General features: G+C 65.5%; 21 protein-coding genes. 4 read left to right on the top strand and 17 right to left on the bottom strand.

What is annotated here, in order from left to right; genetic code table 11:
- The first annotated feature begins 18 nt into the window (after nt 1–18).
- The gene (locus SPHPHY_RS0101710; protein ID WP_022684987.1) at nt 19–405 is read left to right on the top strand and encodes a response regulator; all 387 of its coding nucleotides are present in this window, start codon (nt 19–21) and stop codon (nt 403–405) included.
- A gap of 90 nt (nt 406–495) precedes the next feature.
- On the opposite strand, the gene cobA is transcribed toward SPHPHY_RS0101710, so the two are convergent.
- The 10 genes from cobA to SPHPHY_RS21140 all read right to left on the bottom strand — a co-directional run bounded on the left by cobA (nt 496) and on the right by SPHPHY_RS21140 (nt 14,489).
- Nucleotides 496–1,275 (bottom strand): uroporphyrinogen-III C-methyltransferase, encoded by a 780-nt coding sequence (gene cobA / locus SPHPHY_RS0101705; RefSeq protein ID WP_022684986.1) that lies wholly within the window; start codon nt 1,273–1,275, stop codon nt 496–498.
- Nucleotides 1,265–3,850: a nitrate reductase gene (locus SPHPHY_RS0101700; protein WP_022684985.1), complete on the bottom strand. Its 2,586-nt coding sequence runs from the start codon at nt 3,848–3,850 to the stop codon at nt 1,265–1,267. The genes cobA and SPHPHY_RS0101700 overlap by 11 nt, the downstream gene beginning before the upstream one ends.
- Nucleotide 3,851: 1 nt before the next feature.
- Complete coding sequence (gene nirD, locus SPHPHY_RS0101695) at nt 3,852–4,205, bottom strand: nitrite reductase small subunit NirD (RefSeq protein WP_022684984.1); 354 nt, start codon at nt 4,203–4,205, stop codon at nt 3,852–3,854.
- On the bottom strand, nt 4,202–6,682 hold the full coding sequence (gene nirB / locus SPHPHY_RS0101690) for a nitrite reductase large subunit NirB (RefSeq protein WP_022684983.1): 2,481 nt from the start codon (nt 6,680–6,682) through the stop codon (nt 4,202–4,204). The genes nirD and nirB overlap by 4 nt, the downstream gene beginning before the upstream one ends.
- A 26-nt stretch (nt 6,683–6,708) precedes the next feature.
- Complete coding sequence (locus SPHPHY_RS0101685; RefSeq protein ID WP_022684982.1) at nt 6,709–7,953, bottom strand: nitrate/nitrite transporter; 1,245 nt, start codon at nt 7,951–7,953, stop codon at nt 6,709–6,711.
- Nucleotides 7,954–8,196: 243 nt separating this feature from the next.
- Nucleotides 8,197–9,408, bottom strand: coding sequence for a CmpA/NrtA family ABC transporter substrate-binding protein (locus SPHPHY_RS0101680; protein WP_022684981.1), 1,212 nt, complete (start codon nt 9,406–9,408; stop codon nt 8,197–8,199).
- On the bottom strand, nt 9,405–9,986 hold the full coding sequence (locus SPHPHY_RS0101675; protein WP_022684980.1) for an ANTAR domain-containing response regulator: 582 nt from the start codon (nt 9,984–9,986) through the stop codon (nt 9,405–9,407). Before SPHPHY_RS0101675 ends, SPHPHY_RS0101680 begins: the two co-directional genes overlap by 4 nt.
- A 302-nt stretch (nt 9,987–10,288) precedes the next feature.
- Nucleotides 10,289–13,186: a TonB-dependent receptor gene (locus SPHPHY_RS0101670; protein ID WP_081645197.1), complete on the bottom strand. Its 2,898-nt coding sequence runs from the start codon at nt 13,184–13,186 to the stop codon at nt 10,289–10,291.
- An 84-nt stretch (nt 13,187–13,270) separates the two neighbouring features.
- Nucleotides 13,271–13,519: a hypothetical protein gene (locus tag SPHPHY_RS22405; protein WP_156024962.1), complete on the bottom strand. Its 249-nt coding sequence runs from the start codon at nt 13,517–13,519 to the stop codon at nt 13,271–13,273.
- A gap of 212 nt (nt 13,520–13,731) precedes the next feature.
- Nucleotides 13,732–14,489, bottom strand: a protein-coding gene (locus SPHPHY_RS21140; protein WP_156024961.1) for an IS5 family transposase whose coding sequence is annotated in 2 segments (ribosomal slippage) — nt 13,732–14,156 and nt 14,156–14,489 — 759 coding nt in all. Because the reading frame shifts where the segments join, the coding sequence is not laid out codon by codon here.
- A 498-nt stretch (nt 14,490–14,987) separates the two neighbouring features.
- On the opposite strand from SPHPHY_RS21140, the gene SPHPHY_RS21650 reads away from it, so the two are divergent.
- Complete coding sequence (locus SPHPHY_RS21650) at nt 14,988–15,149, top strand: hypothetical protein (protein WP_022684975.1); 162 nt, start codon at nt 14,988–14,990, stop codon at nt 15,147–15,149.
- A gap of 18 nt (nt 15,150–15,167) precedes the next feature.
- Here SPHPHY_RS21650 and SPHPHY_RS0101645 read toward each other — a convergent pair whose 3' ends face one another.
- The 3 genes from SPHPHY_RS0101645 to SPHPHY_RS0101635 form a co-directional block, all read right to left on the bottom strand.
- Entirely contained in the window at nt 15,168–15,434 is a 267-nt protein-coding gene (locus SPHPHY_RS0101645) for a hypothetical protein (protein ID WP_156024960.1), read from the bottom strand.
- A gap of 70 nt (nt 15,435–15,504) precedes the next feature.
- Entirely contained in the window at nt 15,505–15,729 is a 225-nt protein-coding gene (locus tag SPHPHY_RS0101640; protein ID WP_022684973.1) for a hypothetical protein, read from the bottom strand.
- Between the two features lie 3 nt (nt 15,730–15,732).
- Nucleotides 15,733–15,969: a hypothetical protein gene (locus SPHPHY_RS0101635; protein WP_022684972.1), complete on the bottom strand. Its 237-nt coding sequence runs from the start codon at nt 15,967–15,969 to the stop codon at nt 15,733–15,735.
- A 77-nt stretch (nt 15,970–16,046) separates the two neighbouring features.
- Between SPHPHY_RS0101635 and SPHPHY_RS0101630 the strand changes: the two genes are divergently transcribed.
- Complete coding sequence (locus tag SPHPHY_RS0101630; RefSeq protein ID WP_156024959.1) at nt 16,047–16,628, top strand: hypothetical protein; 582 nt, start codon at nt 16,047–16,049, stop codon at nt 16,626–16,628.
- A gap of 84 nt (nt 16,629–16,712) precedes the next feature.
- Here the strand turns inward: SPHPHY_RS0101630 and SPHPHY_RS0101625 are convergent, their stop codons facing one another.
- The 3 genes from SPHPHY_RS0101625 to SPHPHY_RS0101620 form a co-directional block, all read right to left on the bottom strand.
- Entirely contained in the window at nt 16,713–17,384 is a 672-nt protein-coding gene (locus tag SPHPHY_RS0101625; protein WP_022684970.1) for a PEPxxWA-CTERM sorting domain-containing protein, read from the bottom strand.
- Nucleotides 17,385–17,989: 605 nt separating this feature from the next.
- Complete coding sequence (locus SPHPHY_RS21135) at nt 17,990–18,388, bottom strand: VOC family protein (RefSeq protein ID WP_081645196.1); 399 nt, start codon at nt 18,386–18,388, stop codon at nt 17,990–17,992.
- Nucleotides 18,389–18,550: 162 nt separating this feature from the next.
- On the bottom strand, nt 18,551–19,102 hold the full coding sequence (locus SPHPHY_RS0101620) for a fasciclin domain-containing protein (protein WP_043130237.1): 552 nt from the start codon (nt 19,100–19,102) through the stop codon (nt 18,551–18,553).
- 251 nt (nt 19,103–19,353) lie between these two features.
- On the opposite strand from SPHPHY_RS0101620, the gene SPHPHY_RS18840 reads away from it, so the two are divergent.
- Entirely contained in the window at nt 19,354–20,034 is a 681-nt protein-coding gene (locus SPHPHY_RS18840) for an SOS response-associated peptidase (protein ID WP_081645195.1), read from the top strand.
- 45 nt (nt 20,035–20,079) lie between these two features.
- Here SPHPHY_RS18840 and SPHPHY_RS22400 read toward each other — a convergent pair whose 3' ends face one another.
- Nucleotides 20,080–20,925 (bottom strand): DUF4394 domain-containing protein, encoded by an 846-nt coding sequence (locus SPHPHY_RS22400; protein WP_081645194.1) that lies wholly within the window; start codon nt 20,923–20,925, stop codon nt 20,080–20,082.
- Nucleotides 20,926–21,066: the final 141 nt, after the last annotated feature.

Raw genomic sequence — 21,066 nt, 5'->3', positions numbered from 1 at the left:
GACATCGAACGAACCACAATGCCGCAGCAAGAACCGATCACGCGCCTTCCCGTGCTTATCGTCGAGGACGAGCCGATCCTGCGCCTGGACGCGATCGACATGGTCGAGCATGCCGGGTTCGAGGCCGTCACCTCGACCAGCGTCGAGGACGCGATCCGCATCCTGGAGCGCCGCGCCGACATCCGCATCGTCTACATGGACCTCGACATGCCGCGCGGCGTGCGTGGGATCGAGATCGCGGCCGCGATCCGCGACCGCTGGCCGCCGATCGAGATCGTGCTCACCTCGGCCAGCTTCGCCAGGGCCGATCTCGATCTGCCGGTCCGTTCGGAATTCTACCCGAAGCCGGTCCTGCATCGCGAAGTGACCGAAGCCATGCGCCGAATGGCGCGCCACGTTGCATGAACTAGCGCAAAAATACGCAGATGGTGCAGCACAGGACCGCATAAAACAGAAAACGCGGCCAGCCGCACGACGGCGCGCCGAACGCGCGGTTCACGACTGCGCCATCACGTGCACGGGAGCGCAGGCCACCGGCGCTGGCGAACGCACCGCATCGCCGACCAACAGCAAGGTCGGGTCGTGGTCGCTTATCGTGTCGACAAGGAAGGCGAGCGACGACAGTCGTCCGCGGATGATCCGCTCGCCAGGCAAGGAGGCGTTGACCACGACCATCACCGGCGTGTCCGCACCGCGTCCCGCCGCGATCAACCGCTGCGCCACCGTCGCCGCTGCGGCACGTCCCATGTAGATCGCGAGCGTCGCATCGGGTGCCGCGAGTGCCTGCCAGTCGAGATCGAGCGGCTCGCCGGCACGCGCGTGGGCAGTCACGAAGGAGAGCCGGCGTGCGACGCCGCGCGACGTGAGCGACGTACCGGCGGCGGCGGCGGCGGCGCTCGCGGCGGTGATGCCGGGACAGATCCGCACCGGAACCCCGGCAGCGGCACAGGCGGCGGCTTCCTCCACGGTCCGGCCGAAGATCGCCGGATCGCCGCCCTTCAGCCGCACCACGCGCTTGCCGTCGCGCGCCGCCGCGACGATCAACGCATCGATCGTCGCCTGGTCCTTCGAATGGCGTCCCGATCGCTTGCCGACGCTGACCCGCTCGGCAGCCGGCGAGGCGAGATCGAGCACCCCCGCCCCGACCAGCGCGTCGTAGAAGATCACTTCCGCCGCTGCGATCAGCCGAGCCGCCTTGCGCGTCAGCAGTTCCGGATCACCGGGGCCGGCGCCGACCAGCCACACGCTGGCGGGCGGGAAATCGTCATGCGGCATGGATCGTCTCCTCGGCGATGAGCTTGGCGAGTGCGGGACGGCACGATCCGCAATTGGTGCCGGCGCCGAGCGCTGCACCGATCGCGGCAACGTCGGCCAGACGCTGATCGCGGATCGCCGCAACGATGGTCCGCACCCCGATATCGAAACAGGCGCAGACGATCGCGCCGCGTTCGACAGCCGCGCCGGGTGCGCGGCCCGCCAGCAGGGTCGGGGCGGCCTGCGCCTCGGCCAGTTGTGCGATCAGCCAGTCGCGTCCGGGCAACTCGCCGGTTTCGGTGAGGAACAGCGCCGCGATCAGCCGTCCGTCGCGCAGGACTGCGATCCGCTGCGTCCCCCGCGCGCGATCCACCGCCTCGATCCGCTCGCCCGACGGCAGGAGCGCGTCGATGCCAGCGTCGCCGGCCAGTTCCCACAAGCTGCCGGACGGCACCGCGACGCGCGTCGCCCACACGCAATCGGGCCGTTTCGCCGGCTCGCCCGCGAACAAGGCGAAGCCGCGCCAGCGCGTGGTCACGGGCGCGATCGCCGCCGGCGTCGCCTTGAAGCCGGGTTGCCCCGAAAGCGGATCGGCGAGCGGGCGGGGCAGCAACCCGGTCCGCCCGCCGCTCGACGTCTGGTCGGTCCAGTGGATCGGCACGAACAGCTCGCCGGGGCGCTGCGCATCGTCGACGGCGACGCGGTAGACGCTGTCACCCTGCGGCGTGGCGACGCGCGCCAGCCCGCCGTCGTCGATCCCCAGCCGCGCGGCGTCGTCGGGATGCACCGCCACCAGCGGCTCGGCGCGGTGACGTGCCAGTTTCGGGCTGAGCCCGGTGCGGGTCATCGTGTGCCAGTGATCGCGGTAACGTCCGGTGTTGAGCGTCATCGGCCATTTCGGCAACGCCGCTGGCAACGGCTTCTGCGTCACCGCCACCAGCCGCGCCCGCCCGTCCGGCGTCGCGAAGCGGCCGTCCGCGAACGGCGTCCCGCCCCAGCGGAACGGCGCCAGCTCGTCGTAGCCGGCGTTGCCGCCGCCGCCCTGTCCCGGCAATGCGAACATCCGCTGTCCACCATTGCCGTACTGCGACAGGCGGACATGCTCGCGCCAGATGTCGGCCGGGCGATCGTAGTCGAAGGCGGATTTCCAGCCCATCCGCTGCGCGACCTGCGCCATGATCCACCAGTCCGGCCGCGCCTCGCCCGGCAGCGGGAACAGCGCGCGCTGGCGACTGACGGTCCGTTCCGAATTGGTGACGGTGCCGTCCTTTTCGCCCCATGCCGCCGCGGGCAGCCGCACGTGCGCGAAGGCGCCGGTATCGGTGTCCGCAACCACGTCGGAGACGACCACGAACGGACATGCCGCCAGCGCCTCACGCACGCGCGCCGCATCCGGCATCGACACCGCCGGATTGGTCGCCATGATCCACAGCGCCTTGATCCGCCCTTCGCCGACCGCGCGGAACAGGTCGACCGCCTTCAGCCCCGGCTTTTCCGCGATCGTCGGCGAGGCCCAGAAGCGCTGCACCAATGCGCGGTTCTCGGGCGCGAAATCCATGTGCGCCGCCAGTGTCGTAGCGAGTCCGCCGACCTCGCGCCCCCCCATCGCATTGGGCTGTCCGGTGATCGAAAAGGGCGCGGCTCCCGGCTTGCCGATCCGCCCGGTGGCGAGGTGGAGGTTGATGATCGCATTGACCTGATCGGTGCCGGCCAGCGCCTGGTTGATCCCCTGGCTGAACATCGTGACGGTGCGTGGCGTAGCGGCGAACAATTCGTAGAAGCGGCGCAGGTCGGCGGCGGGCACGTCGCAGCTGCGCGCGACCGACCACAGATCGTTCCCCGCGCCCAGCGCGTCCCAGAAGCCGTCCGGCGTCGCGACATGCGCGGCAAGGAAGGCGTCGTCCAGCACCCCCGCCGCGCGACACCATTCCAGCGCGCCGTTCATCAGCGCCACGTCGCTGCCCGGGCGGATCGCGAGGTGCAGGTCGGCCTCCTCCGCGGTTTCGGTGCGGCGCGGGTCGATCACCACCAGCTTCGCACCGGCGGCGCAGCGCGCGCGGACCCGCTGGTAGACGACCGGGTGGCACCATGCGGTGTTCGATCCGACCAGCACGATCAGGTCGGCGCCGTCGAGATCGTCGTAGCTGGCCGGCACCACGTCCTCGCCGAAGGCACGGACATGCCCGGCGACCGCGCTCGACATGCACAGCCGCGAGTTGGTGTCGATGTTGGCGGTGCCGATGAAGCCCTTCATCAGCTTGTTGGCGACGTAATAATCCTCGGTCAGCAACTGCCCCGAGACGTAGAAGGCGACGCTGCCCGGGCCGTGCCGCGCGATCGTCTCACGAAAGCGCCGCGCCACGTGATCGACCGCCTTGTCCCATGTCGCGCGGCGATTGCCGATCATCGGATGGAGCAAACGACCGTCCAGCCCGACCGTCTCGCCGAGGTGCGTGCCCTTCGAGCACAGCCGGCCGTGGTTGGCGGGATGGTCCGGGTCACCCTCGATCCGTACCTGCCGTTCGCCGGTGACGGTCGCGCGGATGCCGCAGCCGACACCACAATAGGCGCAGGTGGTGCGGATCGCGGTGTCCATCTCAGGCCGCCGCCTTCAGCGTGCTTGCGCGGCAGATCAGCACGCGGCCGCCGCTGATCTTGACCGGCACCGTCGGCGTACAGCCGCGGTCCTCACCCAGTGCCTCGCCCGTCGACAGGCTGATCCGCCAATTGTGCAGCGGACATGCGACCGCGCCGCCGTGCACGATGCCCTGCGACAATCGCCCGTGCTTGTGCGGGCATCGATCGAGCAGCGCGAAGACGCTGTTCTCGCCGGTGCGGAAGACGGCGATGTCGTCGCCGCCCTCGACCTGCACGGTGCGGCTGCCGCGCAGCGGGATTTCATCGACCCACCCGATATCGAGCCATTCGCCCGCCAAAGCACCACGGGTCATGCCAATTCCTCCTGCGGCTGGAAGCGCGCCATCGGCGCATGGATCTCGCGCTCGGCCCCGGCGACGCGCGCCGCCCACGGGTCGTCCTGCATGAATTGCTGCGAGAAGACGAAGCGTCGGGCGAGTTCGGCGCGCGCCTCCGCATCGGGCAGCAGCCGCGACTGGACGTAGGCCAGTCCGACACGCTCGATCCACGGGGCGGTGCGCTCGAGATAGCGTGCCTCCTCGCGGTACAGCTGGATGAAGGCGGCGCACATCTCCATCGCCTCGGCCTCGGTCGCGACCTTGCCGAGCAGGTCGGTGGCACGCACCTTGATCCCGCCGTTGCCGCCGACGTGCAGTTCGTAGCCGCTGTCCACGCAGACGATGCCGAAGTCCTTGATCGTCGCCTCGGCGCAGTTGCGCGGGCAACCGCTGACCGCGATCTTGAACTTGTGCGGCATCCACGACCCCCAGGTGGCGCGCTCGATCTTCACGCCCAGCCCGGTCGAATCCTGCGTACCGAAGCGGCACCATTCGCTGCCGACGCAGGTTTTCACCGTGCGCAGGCTCTTGCCATAGGCATGGCCGCTGACCATCCCCGCCGCGTTCAGGTCCGCCCAGACCGCGGGCAGATCCTCCTTTTTAATCCCGAAGATGTCGAGCCGCTGACCGCCGGTCACCTTGACCATCGGCGCGTTGAACTTCTCGACCACGTCGGCGATCGCGCGCAGCTCCTTCGGGCTGGTCAGCCCGCCCCACATCCGCGGAACGACCGAATAGGTGCCGTCCTTCTGGATGTTGGCGTGCATCCGTTCGTTGACGAAGCGGCTCTGCTGGTCATCGACATAGTCGCCCGGCAGCGCGCACAGCAGATAGTAATTCAGCGCCGGGCGGCACGACGAACAGCCGTCGGGCGTCGACCAGTGCAGCTTCTGCATCACTTCCGGGATCGCACGCATCCCTTGCGCGACGATCTCACGCCGAACGTCATCGTGGCCGAAGCTGGTGCATTTGCACATCGTCCTGGGTCCGGCCTCGACCTCGCCGCCGAGCCGGAGCGCCAGCAGGCTCTCCACGATCCCGGTGCACGAGCCGCAGCTCGCCGACGCCTTGCACCCGCCACGCACCGCGTCGAGGCTGTGCGCCCCGCCATCGATGCATGCCAGCACCTTGCCCTTGGTGACGCCGTTGCAGCCGCAGATTTCCGCTTCGTCGGAAAGCGCCGCAACGGCCGACCTAGGGTCCGCGTGCCCCCCTCCCGAGGCGAACGCCTGGCCGAAGATCAGCATGTCGCGGATGTCCGCGACACTCTCGCCTCGCCTGAGCAGGTCGAAATACCAATTGCCGTCGGCGGTGTCGCCGTAGAGCACCGCGCCGACGATCCGGTCGTCCTTGACGACGACGCGCTTGTAGATGCCGCGGCTCGCGTCGCGCAGCACGATGTCCTCCGCGCCGTCGCCGCCGGAAAAATCACCGGCGGAGAAAACGTCGAGCCCGGCGACCTTCAGCTTGGTCGCGGTCGGTGCGGGCTTGTAACCACTGGGCGCCTCGACCAGCCCGTCCGCCAGCGCGCGGCACATATCCCAGAGCGGCGCGACGAGGCCGTAGACCTGCCCGTCGTGCTCGACGCATTCGCCGACCGCCAGAACATGCGGGTCGGACGTGACCATATGGTCGTCGACCCTGATCCCGCGCCCGACGTCCAGGCCGGCTTCGCGCGCCAGCGCAACCGACGGGCGGATGCCGACCGCCATCACCACCAGATCGGCCGGGATCTCGGTCCCGTCCTTCAGCCGTACCGCCTCCACGCGGCCGTCGCCCAGGATCGCGGCGGTGTCCGCGCCCGTCAGGATCGTCTGCCCGCGTGCCTCCAAAGCCGTGCGAAGCAACCACGCCGCCGCCTCGTCCAGCTGCCGTTCCAGCAACGTCGGCATCAGGTGCAGGACGGTGACGGTCATGCCGCGCAACGCGAGGCCGTGCGCGGCCTCCAGGCCGAGCAGACCGCCACCGATCACCACCGCACTGCCGCCCTTCTCGGCGGCGGCGAGCATCGCGCCGACGTCATTCATGTCACGGAAGCCGATCACGCCGGGCAAGTCCTTGCCCGGTACGGGAATGATGAACGGGTCGGAGCCGGTCGCGATCAGCAGCCGGTCGTAATGCAACACGATCCCGCCGCGCGTGGTCAGGCTGCGCGCCGCGCGATCGATCGCGATCACCGGGTCGCCGGCCAGCAGCGTGACGCCATTGTCGTCGTACCAGTCGCGACCGTTGAGCACGATCTCTTCGAAGGTCTTCTCGCCCGCCAGCACGGGCGACAGCATGATGCGGTTGTAGTTCACGTGCTGCTCGGCACCGACGATGGTCACGCGGTAACGGGCCGGATCGCGGGCGAGCAGTTCCTCGACGGCGCGGCAACCGGCCATGCCGTTGCCGATGACGATCAGGTGCGGCCGGGTGTCGGCCGCTGCGATGCGGATGGGTTCATGCTTCATGATGGGTCCTGTCCGTGTTCGGGCGATCAGATCCGCACGCCGTCGGCCGTGCCCCAGCGGGCGCGCCAACTGCGCTTGACGATCGTGAGGCCGGCGAGCGCGACGAGCGCGAGCGCGGCGAAGATCAGGAAGCCGGGCGCGAAGCTGCCGGTCCATTGCTTGGCCAGGCCGAGCGACGAGGCGAGATAGAAACCGCCGACGCCGCCCGCCATGCCGACCAGCCCCGTCATCACACCGATCTCGGCGGCGAACCGCTGCGGCACCAGCTGGAACACCGCGCCGTTGCCGACGCCGAGCGCCAGCATCGCCGCGACGAAACAGGCGAGCGCCGCCGGGAAGGTCGCGGCAAGGCTGACGCCGACCAGCGCCAGCGCGGAGAGCATGAACACCGCGGTCAACGCGCGCACCCCGCCGATCGCGTCGGCGAGCGCACCGCCCATCGGGCGCACCAGCGAGCCCGCGAACACGCACGCCGCGGTGGCGTAGCCGGCGTGGATCGGGCTGAGTGCGAAGCGATCGGTAAAGTAGATCGGCAGGCTGGCCGCAAGCCCGACGAACCCGCCGAACGTGACGGCGTAGAACGCCATCAACCACCACGCATCGCCCTGCTTCAACGGCGCGAGATATTCCGCAAGCCGCTTCGGCGCCGGTGCGCCCGGCGGGTCCTTGGCGAGCAGCATGTAGACGGCGAACACGATCGTCAGCGGGATACACGCCAACCCCAGCACGGCGTTCCACCCGAACAGCGCAGCCAGCGCCGGCGCGAACAGCGCGGCCAGGACGGTGCCGGAATTGCCCATGCCCGCCAGCCCCATCGCCTTGCCCTGATGCTCGGGCGGATACCAGCGGCTGGCGAGCGGCAAGGCGATCGCGAAGCTGGCGCCGGCGAAGCCGAGGATCACGCCCAGCGCGAGCGTACCAGCAAAGCTCGTGACGCCGAGCGTCCAGGCCGCGAGCAGACCGAAGATGACGATCAACTGGCTGATCGCGCCCGAGCGCTTCGGGCCGATCCGGTCGACCAACAGCCCGTTGACGACGCGCAAGCCCGCGCCCGCCAGCGTCGGCACTGCGACCATCAGCCCCTTCTGCGCCGGGCTGAGCCCCAGTGCGTGGGCGATATCGGGTGCGAGCGGCCCGAGCAGCACCCACACCATGAACGCCAGGTCGAAGTAGAGGAACGCGGCGATCAGTGTCGGCGTGTGCCCGCTCGACCAGAAACTGCCCGTCCGCTTGCTGCCGTTCGTATCGCGATCCCAGAACGCCGTCGCCATCGCTCGTTCTCCAAAACAGAAAAAAGCCGCCAGAACGGCGATCCTTGCGGATGCGTTCTGGCGGCGTCGTTGCCTCCATGCGGTTGCGGGCGTCATCGCCCGGCTCCGCCAGCGGAGAACCTCCCCGGCGCTGGAGAGGCGTGTCGCTGCTATCTCGTGTCCGGCATCGTTGCCCGACGATGGTGAAGCTGCCTGATTCGCCGGCGCTGCACAAGCCCCTTTCGCAGGCGCAGCATCAGGCGCTCACGGGAGCGTCGCGAGATATCCTGCGATGTCATCGGGATCGAACGCGCGCCCGTCGAAAAAACGATCCTCGCTCAGGATCAGCCGCCCCTGCGACGCTCCGGCACCGATCGGCGCATCCAGGGCGCCCTCCAGCTTGGAGCTGGCGTTGGGCAACGGTGCGCTCGATCCCGCCAGCGCAGCGCGGTAGAGATCGGGGCGGAACACCGACTGCGCTACCGCCGCGTCGTCCGGCGAAAAGCCGATCCCGTCCCACCGCACCATTTGCGCATAAAGCCACGCGGCCTGGCTGCGCCACGGGAAGTTGGCGGCTTCGCGATGCTGGAACATGAAGTCGGGATAATGAACGGGGACGCTGCCGGGCACGACGCGGATGCGATCCGTGATCGCGCGCAGGATCGCATCGATCGGCGCGTCCAGATATTCCGGTCGGGCGAGCAGAGCCGCGCTGTCTGCCACGGTATCGGGGCGCACGAAATGCACCGCTGCGGCATGAAGTGCGCGGACCAGCGCGGCCAGCGCCTCCGGGCGCGCCGCCGCGGTGTCCGACTTCAGCGCCAGCACCTTCTCGACCCCGCGCCGCCACACCTGCGCGGTCGCCAGTGCGATCCGCCCGACGCCGCGATCGACCGCGATCGCGTTCCACGGCTCACCGACGCAGATGCCGTCGACCTCGCCCGCCGCCAGTGCATCGGCGGCGAAGGTCGGGCTGGTGACGGTGATCGCAACGTCGCTGTCCGGGCGGATGCCCACGCCTGCCAGCCAGTAGCGCAGCATGTAATTGTGGCTGGAATACCGATGGACGACCCCGAACCGAAGCGGCCTGCCCGCGGCACGGCGGCGCGTCGCGACGGCCTTCAGCGTCGCACCGAGCGCGACCGGATCGCCGAGCGCGTCGCCCAACCCGCATTCCTCGCCCAGCGCGGTCGAGAAGGTGATCGCATTGCCGTTCAGCCCCAGCACGAACGGCACCGCGATCGGCACGGCAGGCCGATCGCGGCCCAGCGCGGTGGCGATCGCAAGCGGCGCGACCATGTGCGCCGCATCGGTATGGCCGTAGAGCAACCGGTCGCGCACCGTCGCCCAGGTGACGTCGCGGACCAGCTCGATCCGCACCCCCTCCGCCGCGGCGAAGCCCAGTTCGTGCGCCAAGATCGGCAGCGCGGCATCGACCAGCGGCACGAAGCCGATGCGGAAGGTTTCGGCGCTCATGGCAGATCTCCCATCAGCGCCTCGCTGGTCACGATCGCTTCCGCCACCTCGGCGATGCGGCGGTTCGATTTCATCGCATGACCGCGTAGCAGCGCGTACGCGGCGGGCTCGTCCAGCCCGCGGCGCTTCATCATGATCGCCTTCGCGCGATCGATCGTTTGGCGATCGGCCAGCGCCGACTTCGCCTCGGCCAATTCGGTCTGCAAACGCGAGAACGCCTCGAAGCGGCGGATCGCGAGGTCGAGCACCGGCTTGATCCGCTGTTTCGCCAGCCCGTCAACGACATAGGCCGACACGCCGGCATCGACCGCCGCCATCGTGGTCTGCGCATCCGACTGGTCGACGAACATCGCGATCGGCCGCGCCAGCGCGCGCGACATCGCGAAGAAATCCTCCAGCGCATCGCGACTGGGATTCTCGAGATTGATGAGCACGACCTCTGGCGCACATACCTCGACCTGCGCGACCAGCGGCCCGGCGGGATCGATCACCACCAGATCGGTCAGCCCGGCCTCGCGCAGCCCGTCCGAGATGATCGCGGCGCGCGTGGTGCTGGTGTCGATGATCGCGATCCTCACACCTGGGTGACTATCGGCTGGCGTGATGGCCGGCCAGCCCCAATCGCCTGGTGCGCCGCCGTAGCGCCCACACGGCGGCCCGGCGCGTCGTGACGATGAAGATCGAGCATCGTCCGTCGGACGCCCTCCTGAACAGCGGCACGCCGCGGCACGCCATGATCGCATCGAACCAGGTTTCAACATGCCAGTTTGTCGAGCGAGCGGCACCGGACACGAAGCTCCGAACGCGACATCCCGGCCACTGCCACCGCCACCGATCACCCGTCACCCCGGCTCACGACCGGGGTGACGGATCGCCATTCCTAGAACTTCGCGCGGATACCGAAATTGTACCGGGCGCCAGTATCCTGCAGGAGAAGGAACCGCTCCTCGATCGCCGACCATTCGTCGATATACTGGTTGGTGACATTCACCCCCTGCACATAAACCTGGAAGTTCGGCGTGAGGTCATAGGAAACGTTGAAGTCCAACTGTCCGTAGGAAGAGCGATTGCGCGGACGGGACTGGCTGTCGCGGCAATTACGCAGATACTCGGAGCGCCAATTGTACGATGCCCGCGCCGAGATACCGTACTTTTCGTAGAAGATGCTGCCGTTCGCTGAGTGCGGTGACAGGCCGTTATATCCGCATGGGTAGTCGGCAAGCGTCTGGTCGCGCTCCGCGCTGCTCGACACATAGGTGTAATTGCCGGTGACGCCAAACCCGGAGATCAGTCCGCCCAGCGCATCGAACGAATACTGACCGCCAACCTCGATGCCCTTGATCTTGCCGGTCTGCCCGTTGCGCGTCCGCGTATCCTGGAAGACGCGCCCGAAGCGATCGACCGGCAGCGTCTGCAACTCCAGGAAGTCCGACAGATCCTTGTAGAAGCCGCCGACGCTGATGTAGCTGACGCGCGAGATATACCATTCCAGCGCCAGATCGTAGTTGGTCGACCGGAACGGCAACAGGCTGGGATTGCCCCCCGACGACAGCGGCACCGCGATACGCCCGCCGAAGTCGTTGTTCACGCCAAGGTCGGTCAGCGTCGGACGCGTGATCGTCTGCGAGAACGCCGCGCGCGCGATCAGCTTGTCCGTCAGATTGTATTTGATGTTCGCGGAGGGCAGCGCGTTGACGTAGCTGTTGCGCAGCGACACCGCCGTCGCGGGGCCGTACGTATATTGCAGCGTATCGTCGCCCGGGGTGTTGGCGATGCTGGTGACCGGCGTGTTGAAGCCGGACGACAGCACGTCGGTACGGATCACACGCACGCCGGCATTGCCGGTCCAGCGCTCGTTGCCGAACTGCATGCTGATATAGCCCGCGGTCAGCCGCTCCTGCACGTTGACGGTGCCGCGCAATTGCTCGCGCACGCCGAACGGTCCGCCCGGCAGCGCCTGCACCTGCTGCGCGAACGCCGCCTGCTGCGCCGGCGTGCGTCCGTTGCTGGGAATGTTCAACGTCGCGGGATCGTTGAGATAGGCCACGAAGGCGTCGGCATCGAACTCGAAGACCGAGGGCGGGATATCCCGCCCGCCGCCGAGCAGGTCCGTCCAGTTGTAGGCCTTCAGCAGCCCTGCAGCGATCGGCACCTGGTATCCGCAATAGGTGCAGTTGGAATCGCTGTTGTTGAACTGCCGGTTGATCTTGCGCCGCTCCGTATACGAGCCGCCCAGTGTTACCGACTTCAGGATCGAATCATCGACGTCCCACTTCGTGTCGAGGTGATATTCGGAGCCACGATCCCGCGTGCGATTGTTGTCGAACGCCATGTAGTGCAATCGCATCAGGTCGGGGTTGTTGATGATGGCGTTGTCGTAGGAGATCGACGGCACGCCCTCCCCGCTGCCCAACTGGAACTGATAGGTGTACGGAAGCAGCGCGCCGATCACGAGATACTGGTTCGGGGAGGTGCGGTTGGCGCCGGTGACCGACGCGTCGAACCGCAACTCGACGTTGTCGACCGGGTTCCACTTGACGTTGCCGCCGATCTGGTAGCTGTCCGACTTCCGATTGGTCAGGTTGTAGACGTGATCGATCTTGGCGTTCACGCCGTTGTTGGTCAGCGTCGGGTTGGCAGCCAGGAATTGTGGGTTCTGCGCGATGAAGTCGCGCCCCAGCATGCTCAGCCCGGTCGCGGTGTTGTTCCCGTTGAAGGTCGGCTGGTAATAAGGCGCCGCCAGGAAATTATCCATGCGGCGGATTTCGCCCGAGATGTTGAATCGCGAATAGATGCCGTCGACCGTGATCTCCAGCCTGTCGGTGGGGCGAAGCTGGATCGCGCCGGAGACGTTGATCCGCTCGCGTTCTTCCTGCGCGCGCTGGTAGTACAGGCTCTGCGGCACGTTGACGTTGCCAGTCGCCGGATAGCGCGGGTCCGACCCGGTCACGAGCGTCGGCACGCCGCCGATCGTGGTGGCGATATCAGGACGCCCGTTGATCCAGCCGTCGATGGCGATCGTGTCGATCTGGTTCTTGCGCCTGGTGTACGATCCGGCCAGCAGTACCCCGAACGTCTTGTCGGGGTTCGCATAGGAGGCGGTGGCCGCGAAATCGGGCGAGACCTTGTCACGCAACGTGTCGTAGATGCCGCCGACCTGGGCGGCCGCGTGGAAGCCTGTCCGCCCCTCCAGCGGACGGGCGGTGACGATGTTGACGGTCGCGCCGATCCCGCCTTCCTGCAACTCCGGCACCGGCGATTTATACACGTCGGTGCGCTGGATCATGTTCGACGACAGCACGTCGAACGAGAATTCGCGCCCGGCATTGTCCGTCGCCATCACCCGGCCGTTGACCAGCACGGTGTTGAACTCCGGCCCGAGCCCGCGGACCGTGATGAACTGCCCCTCGCCGCCCGACCGGTCGATGGCGACGCCGGTGATACGCTGCAGCGATTCGGCGATATTGGCATCGGGGAACTTGCCGACGTCGACCGCGGTGATCGAATCGACGATCTGGTTGGCGTCACGCTTTACCTGCGCCGACGAACTGAGGCTGGCGCGGATACCGGTGACGACGATGTCGGCTGCGGCGCCCGCATCGGCGGTCGGCGCGGCCTGATCCTGCGGCGCGGCGGATGCCTGCCCGGGCAAGGCCAGAGCCCCGGGGCCTTGAGCGTCGGTGGGGACGGCCGGGGCCTCCGCCGCGACCTGCGCCAACGTCATCGATGGCAACGAGCAGCTGGCGCCCAGAGCGGCCAGAATCCACCACGACCTCATGTTCCTCTCCCGATTTCATCTTCGTTCGTCGCGAGAAGGTCGAACCCGCCCTTTTGAGCGTTCCTGTGCCGGCCTCCTTGCCCTTCAAAGGGAGCGGCTCACCTGCATGGCGGCAATAATTTTGCGGTAAATGCCGGAATTTATACGATGAATGGGCAAGGGAGGCGTGGTGGAATATTGCCGTGGCGGCCCGCCGTAAGCGCAGTCCGCAGCCTTATCGCAGGCGCCGGAGATGCGCCTGATGCAGGAACCGCGCCGGCCCATCATGTGCGGCGCCACTTCAGCACAGCAGGAAGCTGATGCGGTATCGGTCAGCGGGCGCTTCGATGCCATCGCTGGGGTTCGCCCCACTGACCGCTCGATCCGGAATGACTTCCTTCTCAGGACGCCAATGTAGACCGACAGCGTTGGCCACGATGCGGGGTGGCGACCGGCCTGGGCAGGGCGATGAGAACTATAGCGCGAAGTCATCGAATGCAGGACCTCGGAGCCCTTGCACGCGATTATGGCGGAGACGGAGGGTATCTAGGGTCAGGACTCATTGGTCATAGCCAGAAGATGACTGTGGCCGCGAGGGCGACGGCGGAGAGGAAGACCGTTGGGCATCGGTCGTAGCGTGTGGCGACGCGGCGCCAATCTTTCAGGCGGCCGAACATGATCTCGATGCGGCTGCGGCGCCGGTAGCGCCGCTTGTCGTACCTGACCGGCTCGTTGCGCGATCTACGGCCCGGGATGCAGGGCTGGATGCCCTTGGCTTCCAGGGCGTCCCTGAACCAATCCGCATCATAACCGCGATCACCAAGCAGCCATTGCGCCTTTGGCAGATCGTCGAGCAGAGCTGCCGCGCCGGTGTAGTCGCTGACCTGCCCGGCGGTCATGAAGAAGCTCAAGGGCCGCCCATCCGCATCGCTGACGGCATGCAACTTGGTGTTCATACCGCCTTTCGTGCGGCCGATCAGGCGGCCGAGATCCCCTTTTTAACCCGCAGGCTCGATGCCGTGCGGTGTGCCTTCAGGTAAGTCGCGTCGATCATGACTGTTTTCGGCACGGCCTCCGCTGACGCCAGACCCTCCATCATGCGCAGGAAAACGCCCCGTTCACCCCAGCGCTTCCACCGGTTGTACAGCGTCTTGTGCGGACCATACGCGCTCGGTGCATCACACCAGCGCAGTCCGTTGCGATTGACGAAGACGATGCCACTCAGCACCCGTCGGTCATCGACCCGCGGCTTGCCATGGCTCTTGGGGAAGTACGGCTGCAGGCGCGCCATCTGCTCATCCGTCAACCAGTACAGGTCGCTCATCCACGCTCTCCTCACGGGGCCTGAATCAGATCGCGGCGCTCACATCAATGGGTCCTGACCGTAACCGCCGCTCTGCGGTTCTCTGCGCGCGTAAGCGGACGGGCAGCTCTCCTTAAGAGTTTCGGCGCCGGCAGGCGTACGAAAGTCCTGTTAGCCCCAGCCCGCGGGCGGCAGGCAGTACGCGATAGGGTTTTGGGTTTAGCCTTGCTCAGCGAGGGGAGCGACGATACTCGTGGCGGGATCGTCGCAGACATAGGCCTGCCGCTGGCATGCTGGCCGACGACAAGGGGCTGCGTTCTCGATGTTCGGCGCCTGCAGCCCAGCAACCCGGATAGCTTGCCTGATTGGCACCACAACGGCCCATCCCCGTCACGGACGCGAACGACGTGACAGATAAGTGGCCGCAGCCGCATCATCCGAGAGGTTGCTTTAGGTAAGCGTGGTTTGTCGGCTCGCTCTCCGCGTTTGAGCGTTCAGACGGCAGCCCAGGAGAGACATATGTCGGATCACAAGCCCAATGAGCCGAAGCCCAGCGATTTCCAGGAAACGATGAACCGGAGCGACAACTCCGGTGGTGACGAGAGCGCATCCTTCGTCGCTGCTGAGCAGCCGACGGAAGGCGGAGACGCGGAAAAAGACAGCGAGGCGCATCCTAGCTAACCGCCCCACAGATGCGCGCTAAAGCAAATGCGCCACCTTCTCGGGCACGCCTTCAAGTATGAGCCGCACGACGACCATCGCCACGGTTGCGGCGCACCCGTTGATCAGCAGACGGCGGAGATCATGATCCTTTCTCAAGGCAAACATGGCGGCCTCCAGCACGGCCCCGAAAAGCCAGAAGGCAAGGATCTGATACCGCGTGTCTATCGTATGCTGGAGCACCAGGCGCGTGCATGCTGCCGTGGTGACAAAAATGGCAGCGGAAGGTAGGTAACGGCTAAACATGCGGCTCGCTACGACGCGCTAGCCCTATGTGCCAGCCGCATCGGAGCGCCGGTGTCCGCCGATTTTCTTGCTAAGAAGACCGCATCGCGTCCAGCGCCGTCTCGGCGAGCTGACGAAAAATCCGGCGCCAGTGGTCGCCCGCTGTCTCCCACGACCATCCGCCGTCCGGTTCGCGGCTTTGCCATAGCGCCTGCGCGACGTGCTCGATCAGCGCATTGCGGTCTTCGCTTTCGCACAGCCGGCAGCCACCTCCATTGTGCCCGATGCCTGGTGGCGCGGCGCGATCATTCGCCACCGGCTAGTAGGCTGCCCAATCAAGTTCGGCATCGTCGACCGCCTCGAACATATCGCCTTCGGCCTGAAGTGTGCGGAGGCGAGCGCGTACGTCTTCAGGGTTGCCCTGCTTCGGGAAGGCGCGATCAGCGGCTGCGCCAGTTGCGAGCGAGCCGATCAACCCGCCACGGTCTTTCTGCGAGAGCACCCATTCTCCAAACGACAGTGACCGGGCGGGCGGCAACCCTTCAATCTGCATCATGTCCGTGATCCTCGATCGACCTGCGTCCACCCGCATCGACTCGCTGGCGGGCGGTTCTAGCTATCAGATGCACCCTCTTGGCTGCGCTTTCCAGCCTTTTTGTTCCTGCAATGTTCCGGGATTTAGGCGGTATGGTTGGTGATCCCAAAACCCTGTACGACCTGCGGAAGATAGAGGCATCGCTCCGGGTCACGTGCCGCGTTTGCAAGACGGTGAAGGTGCACGATCTGGAGGCGGTGATTAAATCACGCAGCTTCCACCGGCAGACGATGGATTGGCCGACTGCACGGCGCGCGTTTGTCTGCCAGCGCTGCGACGTGGGCGCCGGGCACGACGTGAAGGTCGACGCAGTGCCGTTCGGCCGAGACGATCGCGAGCTACGAGAGCAGCGTGCCAGGACGCTGGTGATGAACCTGGCGCTGCTTGTGCTGAAGGACGCCGCTCAGCGCGCGGTGCGGGAGGACGTCTGCACCCCGGCTGTGCGCCTCGCACTGCGTGTGCTGCGTCCATGCCTTGCTAGTTCCGAACTGCTGACGACGTTCTGGACCGCGGCCCGGGAGAGCGTCGGCAAGCCGTGGGGCGGCGCACAGCAGGCGCACCGCTGGCTTGTCGCTGAGCTGGAGAAGCGAGGGCATCCGGTGTGGGCGGAGTTTCGATGAGAACTGCCTCCGCCCGATTACGGGCTTAGAAAGACCGTCGCTCGCGCAAGCGACGGTCTTCTATCGAGCCCAGTTTGCGAGTGCTTAGGTGAAGCGAATGGCGGTTCGCACGTGCGACTTACCGCGACGAAGTAAGTGCCCCACCACACCGAAACCGAGGATCATCATCGCCCAAGTCGCCGGCTCCGGAACAGCGGGCATGGGGGTGACTATGTTGTAATCCGTTAGCATAGCATAGTCGAAGCCGTAGAAGTCAGTGGAAGCAGAGCGGTCGATTTTGACAGTCAAGCTCCCCAACGAATTTATAGAGTTGAGAACGTTCTGTTGTAGATCGAAAGAGTGGATCGCTGTTTTAGGATACCCGTCGTTGAAGGCCCAGTTCTGAACGAAACCGTTGTATGTAACGACTGTCGCGCCAAAGGTGCTGGCTTGAAAGTCGGCCAAATCGAAGGTCATCGCCCCCTGTGTCCAGCCGCTTCCCAGGTTGGTGAAAATAAAGGTGGCGATTGCGCCCGCCTGCGGACTGTAGCCCGGCTGTGTCGTGCTATAAGTGTCGGTGTATTGCGCCCCGTTCATTGCAGCCTTTTCGGCTGCGCTCCGGTTGTCGTATGGGGGGAGGCCCGTAAAAGGGTGGTCTGCATTATCCGAAACGCCGACGCCAAAGCCATCATTGTCCCCGATCATGTAGGTAGCCGCGGACGATTGGACCGATGTAAAAATCGCCGCAACACCGCAAGCAAGAATGAATTTCCGCATGTGCCCTCTCCCAAAACCTACTAATGAAACAGTAGATGCTTGAAGCCTTCAGCGCCCGCGATAACCTTCTTGTGATGGACCCCACTCAATAGCAATACTCCAATTGGATTAGGACGATGTATTGTGAAAAATGACATCTTCATTGTAAATATGCGCAGCTACTGCTTGGGCAGGATCCCGTACTATACGAGTGTAGTGGAGAGCTCCGGCGGACGCCGGCAGACCGCGGCTTTAATCGGGAACAAGGCTTTGAAGTTTAGGTCCTCGGTTGCTTCGATCGCGCCATGTGCAACCGAGAACCGCATGTCCTAGCCGCAGATCGCGCTCGCCGCCGCCTGAGGGCCGCATATCGTAGTGGGCAACGATCAAGGCGCGCCTTGCCCTGCACGTCCTGCGCCTGTTTGTGCGCGAGCAGCGGCTGCTGACTAAAATATGGACGGCTGCGACTGCCGAGCTCCGGCATCCATGGGCGGGCTGCCATCTGGCCTATCGCTGGAGCGCGCAACGGTTGATTGAACAGGGCGCTGACGTCGAAGAGGAAAATCGCCTTTAAGCCCGGAGTAGGCTTGCCACCATTATTCGTAGCGCGCCTACTCCATGTCTATTCATCCGGAACGGTGAATGCCACAAAGCTTGTTGCCGTCCGGGTCGCGAACATAGGCAAGCTCGAGGGTGCCCATGGATGCCGTGTGACGGGGGCCAGGCGGAGCTTCAATCGATGTCCCTCCAGCCGCGACAGCAACGTCATGGAATTGCTGCACTTGCTCCGGGGAGCCGCACTGGAAGGCGACCGTGCTGCCGTTTGAAACAGTAGCCGGCTTGTCATCGATCGGTTGACTGACAATGAATGCTGTTCCGTCCTCACCGCGATATATGAGACGTGTATGGCCACTGTCGGCCATGTTCAGGATCGCTTCCCCAATGCCGAGCGTGCCGAGAAGGGTGTCGTAAAAGCGTTTTGACCGCTCAATGTCATTGGAGCCGACCATCGTGTGAAACAGCACGTATATTCTCCCGCTCTAAGCACGTTGTGAGCGACTGCCACCCGCACCCGCCGCATATTCGAACTACACCCTTCATTCAGACCTGCCGCGCGTTTCAAGGACGCCAACCAGCAGCACGAGCGATGCAGGAGGCCGGCAGCGAATGCTGCCGGCCAAAGGTGGTTAGGGCATCAACACGGTGTCCACGACGTGGATCACGCCGTTCGACTGCCGCACATCCTTGATCGTCACCATCGACGTGCCACCCTTCGCGTCCGTCAGCATCAGCTTGCCGCCGTGCATCATGGCGGTCAGCGTTTCGCCCTGGACCGTGGTCAGCGCAGCCTTGCCATCGCCTGCCTTTATCGCCGCGGCAATCTGCTTCGAGGTCATGGTGCCCGACACGACATGGTAGGTCAGCACGCTGGTTAGCGTCGCCTTGTTCTCGGGCTTGAGCAGCGTATCGACGGTGCCCGCCGGCAGCTTGGCGAAGGCGGCGTTGGTCGGCGCGAAGACGGTGAACGGCCCCGGACCCGACAGCGTCTCCACCAAGCCAGCCGCCTTGACCGCGGCGACCAGGGTGGTGTGGTCCTTCGACTGGATGGCATTCTCAACGATGGTCTTGGTGGGGTACATGGCCGCGCCACCGACTTTCGGATTAGCCTGCGCCGACACCACGGGGGCGACACCGACCAGCGCCAATGCCGCGACAGCCATACGGATGGTGTTCTTCATCATGTCTCTCCTGCTCGGCTGCAATCGCGCGAAGCACCGCAGGTACGATGGCAGGTGGTGGCTGGATGCGAACAGCGGCGGCTCGCGCCACGATCCCGCGAAAGCCCTCGAACGCGGCGCCGGTGATCGAGCGTCTGGTGACGACGCTCTCCGATCATAAAAGGCCGGCACCGCTGAAACGAGCTGTGTGAGAGATTTGGCTGGGGCTGGGCCATATTGGCGTCGGGCAAATCACGTGACATCATCGGCCCATGTGCAACAGGTATCGGATGACCGAGGCGCAGGCTGCGCTGGCGCAACGCTACGGCGTCGCCTCCCCTTTCCCGCCCGATCTCACGATCCCGCCGCCTGAGCTGTTCCCGGACAAACCGGCGTACGTCGTTCGTCAGGAGAACGGCGCCCGCGCGCTCGACGTCATGGCGTGGGGCTTCCCGCACAAGGTGCCGGGCAAGCGAATCGACAAGGCGACTGGCAAGCCCGTGCTGCTCGACAAGCGCGTGACGAACGTCCGCAACTACACCTCGCCGTTCTGGCGATCGGCGCTCATGAACCCGGAGCGCCGCTGCCTGGTGCCGTTCACCAGCTTCAGCGAGTATGGGCAGCAGCGAGGCGCGGACGGAAAGCTGCCGCTCCACTGGTTCGACGTGCCCAGCCGCCCGATCGTCAGCTTCGCGGGAGTGTGGCGGCCGTTAGAGGGCAGCGCGGTGTTCGCCTTCCTGACGACCGATCCGAACCCGCTGGTGGCGCCGATCCACCCGAAGGCCATGCCGGTGTTGCTCGACGAAGAAGATGAAGATCGCTGGCTTACGCGCCCGTTCGACGACGCAGTTGCGCTTGCGAAGCCATTCCCGTCACAATTGATGACATTACGACAAGATGCAGCGGTGAGGTCGCAACCAGAGGTTCGAGGCATGAGCTCGCTTTTACTCTGAAGCACTCGCTAGCGGGCGGCGGCCGATCGCCGCCCGCCTTGAGCGTCAGATCGCTTGTTGGTAGCGCATCTTCGGGCGGCGCCGCATTGCGTAGCCGACCGCGCCGAAACCGAGCATCATCATCGCCCAGGTCGCCGGCTCCGGAACCGCCGGTGCGGCGATTGCGATGCCGAACAAGCCACGATCGGTGTTGCCAAGCGACGTGAGCGCGCCGCTGTTCAGATCGACGCGGTACAGCGTCGAGCCGTTGAAGGCGAAAGCGTCAGTACCGGAGATGTCGAAGCTGGTGCGCGAACCTAGATCGGCGCCGAAGCCACCCACGGTGGTCAGCACCCCGCCGTTGTTGTTCTGACGTGCAAGCACATCGAGGTCGGTATCCAGCACGTAGAGCTGGGTAGTGCCGGCTGCCGCGCCGAACGTCGATGACGTGTACGCAGCGGCGGTGACGCCTGGGTTAGCGCCTTGGTTAGGATCACCCGCAGCGAAGGCCAGTGGCGCAGCGGTCGGCGCGCCAACAACCGAGCCATTTTCCGGATTGAAAACGTAGTTTCGATCGGTGTTGCTGACGATGCGAACGCGATCGATCGTCGGATTGAAGTCGAACCCGAACGAGTTTCCACCGAGTGCCAATGTGCTGCCAACAGCCGTTGCGACGCCGGTAGCAGTGTTGATCGTGAAGACCTGGCGGTTGGTGCTCAGCCCATACAACGCGTTGTTGACCGGACGGAAGTCGAGCGCTTGAAAGCTGCTCGAGGAGCCGGTGATCTGGATGCTGGATAGCATGGTGGAAGGCGAAGCGCTGTCGAACGTTACCAGCCGATTATTCTCGTCGACGCCGAAGATTGTTGCGGCCGAAGCTTGGATAGGTACGATGGATGCAGCACCGGCCATCAGACCAGCCGCGATTAGCGCCTATTTCATCCTAAGTCTCCCACTGTTCACGAACCGCAAGCATCCCCCCGCCCGCTTCTACGCTTGGTTCGCCCGACTGCGTGGTTTAGTCATGAAGCTGAGTCAAATGGTTAAGCGCTC

The organism is Sphingomonas phyllosphaerae 5.2 (assembly GCF_000419605.1).
Lineage (GTDB): Bacteria > Pseudomonadota > Alphaproteobacteria > Sphingomonadales > Sphingomonadaceae > Sphingomonas > Sphingomonas phyllosphaerae_B.
Note: the sequence above shows the minus strand (reverse complement) of the source record. Positions and strands in the feature narration are given on the sequence as shown.

Excerpts from the sequence above, each read along its gene's own strand:
- SPHPHY_RS0101710 (WP_022684987.1), top strand. The coding sequence starts at position 19 with ATGCCGCAGCAAGAACCGATCACGCGCCTTCCCGTGCTTATCGTCGAG.
- cobA (WP_022684986.1), bottom strand. The coding sequence starts at position 1,275 with ATGCCGCATGACGATTTCCCGCCCGCCAGCGTGTGGCTGGTCGGCGCC.
- SPHPHY_RS0101700 (WP_022684985.1), bottom strand. The coding sequence starts at position 3,850 with ATGGACACCGCGATCCGCACCACCTGCGCCTATTGTGGTGTCGGCTGC.
- nirD (WP_022684984.1), bottom strand. The coding sequence starts at position 4,205 with ATGACCCGTGGTGCTTTGGCGGGCGAATGGCTCGATATCGGGTGGGTC.
- nirB (WP_022684983.1), bottom strand. The coding sequence starts at position 6,682 with ATGAAGCATGAACCCATCCGCATCGCAGCGGCCGACACCCGGCCGCAC.
- SPHPHY_RS0101685 (WP_022684982.1), bottom strand. The coding sequence starts at position 7,953 with ATGGCGACGGCGTTCTGGGATCGCGATACGAACGGCAGCAAGCGGACG.
- SPHPHY_RS0101680 (WP_022684981.1), bottom strand. The coding sequence starts at position 9,408 with ATGAGCGCCGAAACCTTCCGCATCGGCTTCGTGCCGCTGGTCGATGCC.
- SPHPHY_RS0101670 (WP_081645197.1), bottom strand. The coding sequence starts at position 13,186 with ATGAGGTCGTGGTGGATTCTGGCCGCTCTGGGCGCCAGCTGCTCGTTG.
- SPHPHY_RS22405 (WP_156024962.1), bottom strand. The coding sequence starts at position 13,519 with ATGGCATCGAAGCGCCCGCTGACCGATACCGCATCAGCTTCCTGCTGT.
- SPHPHY_RS21650 (WP_022684975.1), top strand. The coding sequence starts at position 14,988 with ATGTCGGATCACAAGCCCAATGAGCCGAAGCCCAGCGATTTCCAGGAA.
- SPHPHY_RS0101645 (WP_156024960.1), bottom strand. The coding sequence starts at position 15,434 with ATGTTTAGCCGTTACCTACCTTCCGCTGCCATTTTTGTCACCACGGCA.
- SPHPHY_RS0101635 (WP_022684972.1), bottom strand. The coding sequence starts at position 15,969 with ATGATGCAGATTGAAGGGTTGCCGCCCGCCCGGTCACTGTCGTTTGGA.
- SPHPHY_RS0101625 (WP_022684970.1), bottom strand. The coding sequence starts at position 17,384 with ATGCGGAAATTCATTCTTGCTTGCGGTGTTGCGGCGATTTTTACATCG.
- SPHPHY_RS0101620 (WP_043130237.1), bottom strand. The coding sequence starts at position 19,102 with ATGAAGAACACCATCCGTATGGCTGTCGCGGCATTGGCGCTGGTCGGT.
- SPHPHY_RS18840 (WP_081645195.1), top strand. The coding sequence starts at position 19,354 with ATGTGCAACAGGTATCGGATGACCGAGGCGCAGGCTGCGCTGGCGCAA.
- SPHPHY_RS22400 (WP_081645194.1), bottom strand. The coding sequence starts at position 20,925 with ATGGCCGGTGCTGCATCCATCGTACCTATCCAAGCTTCGGCCGCAACA.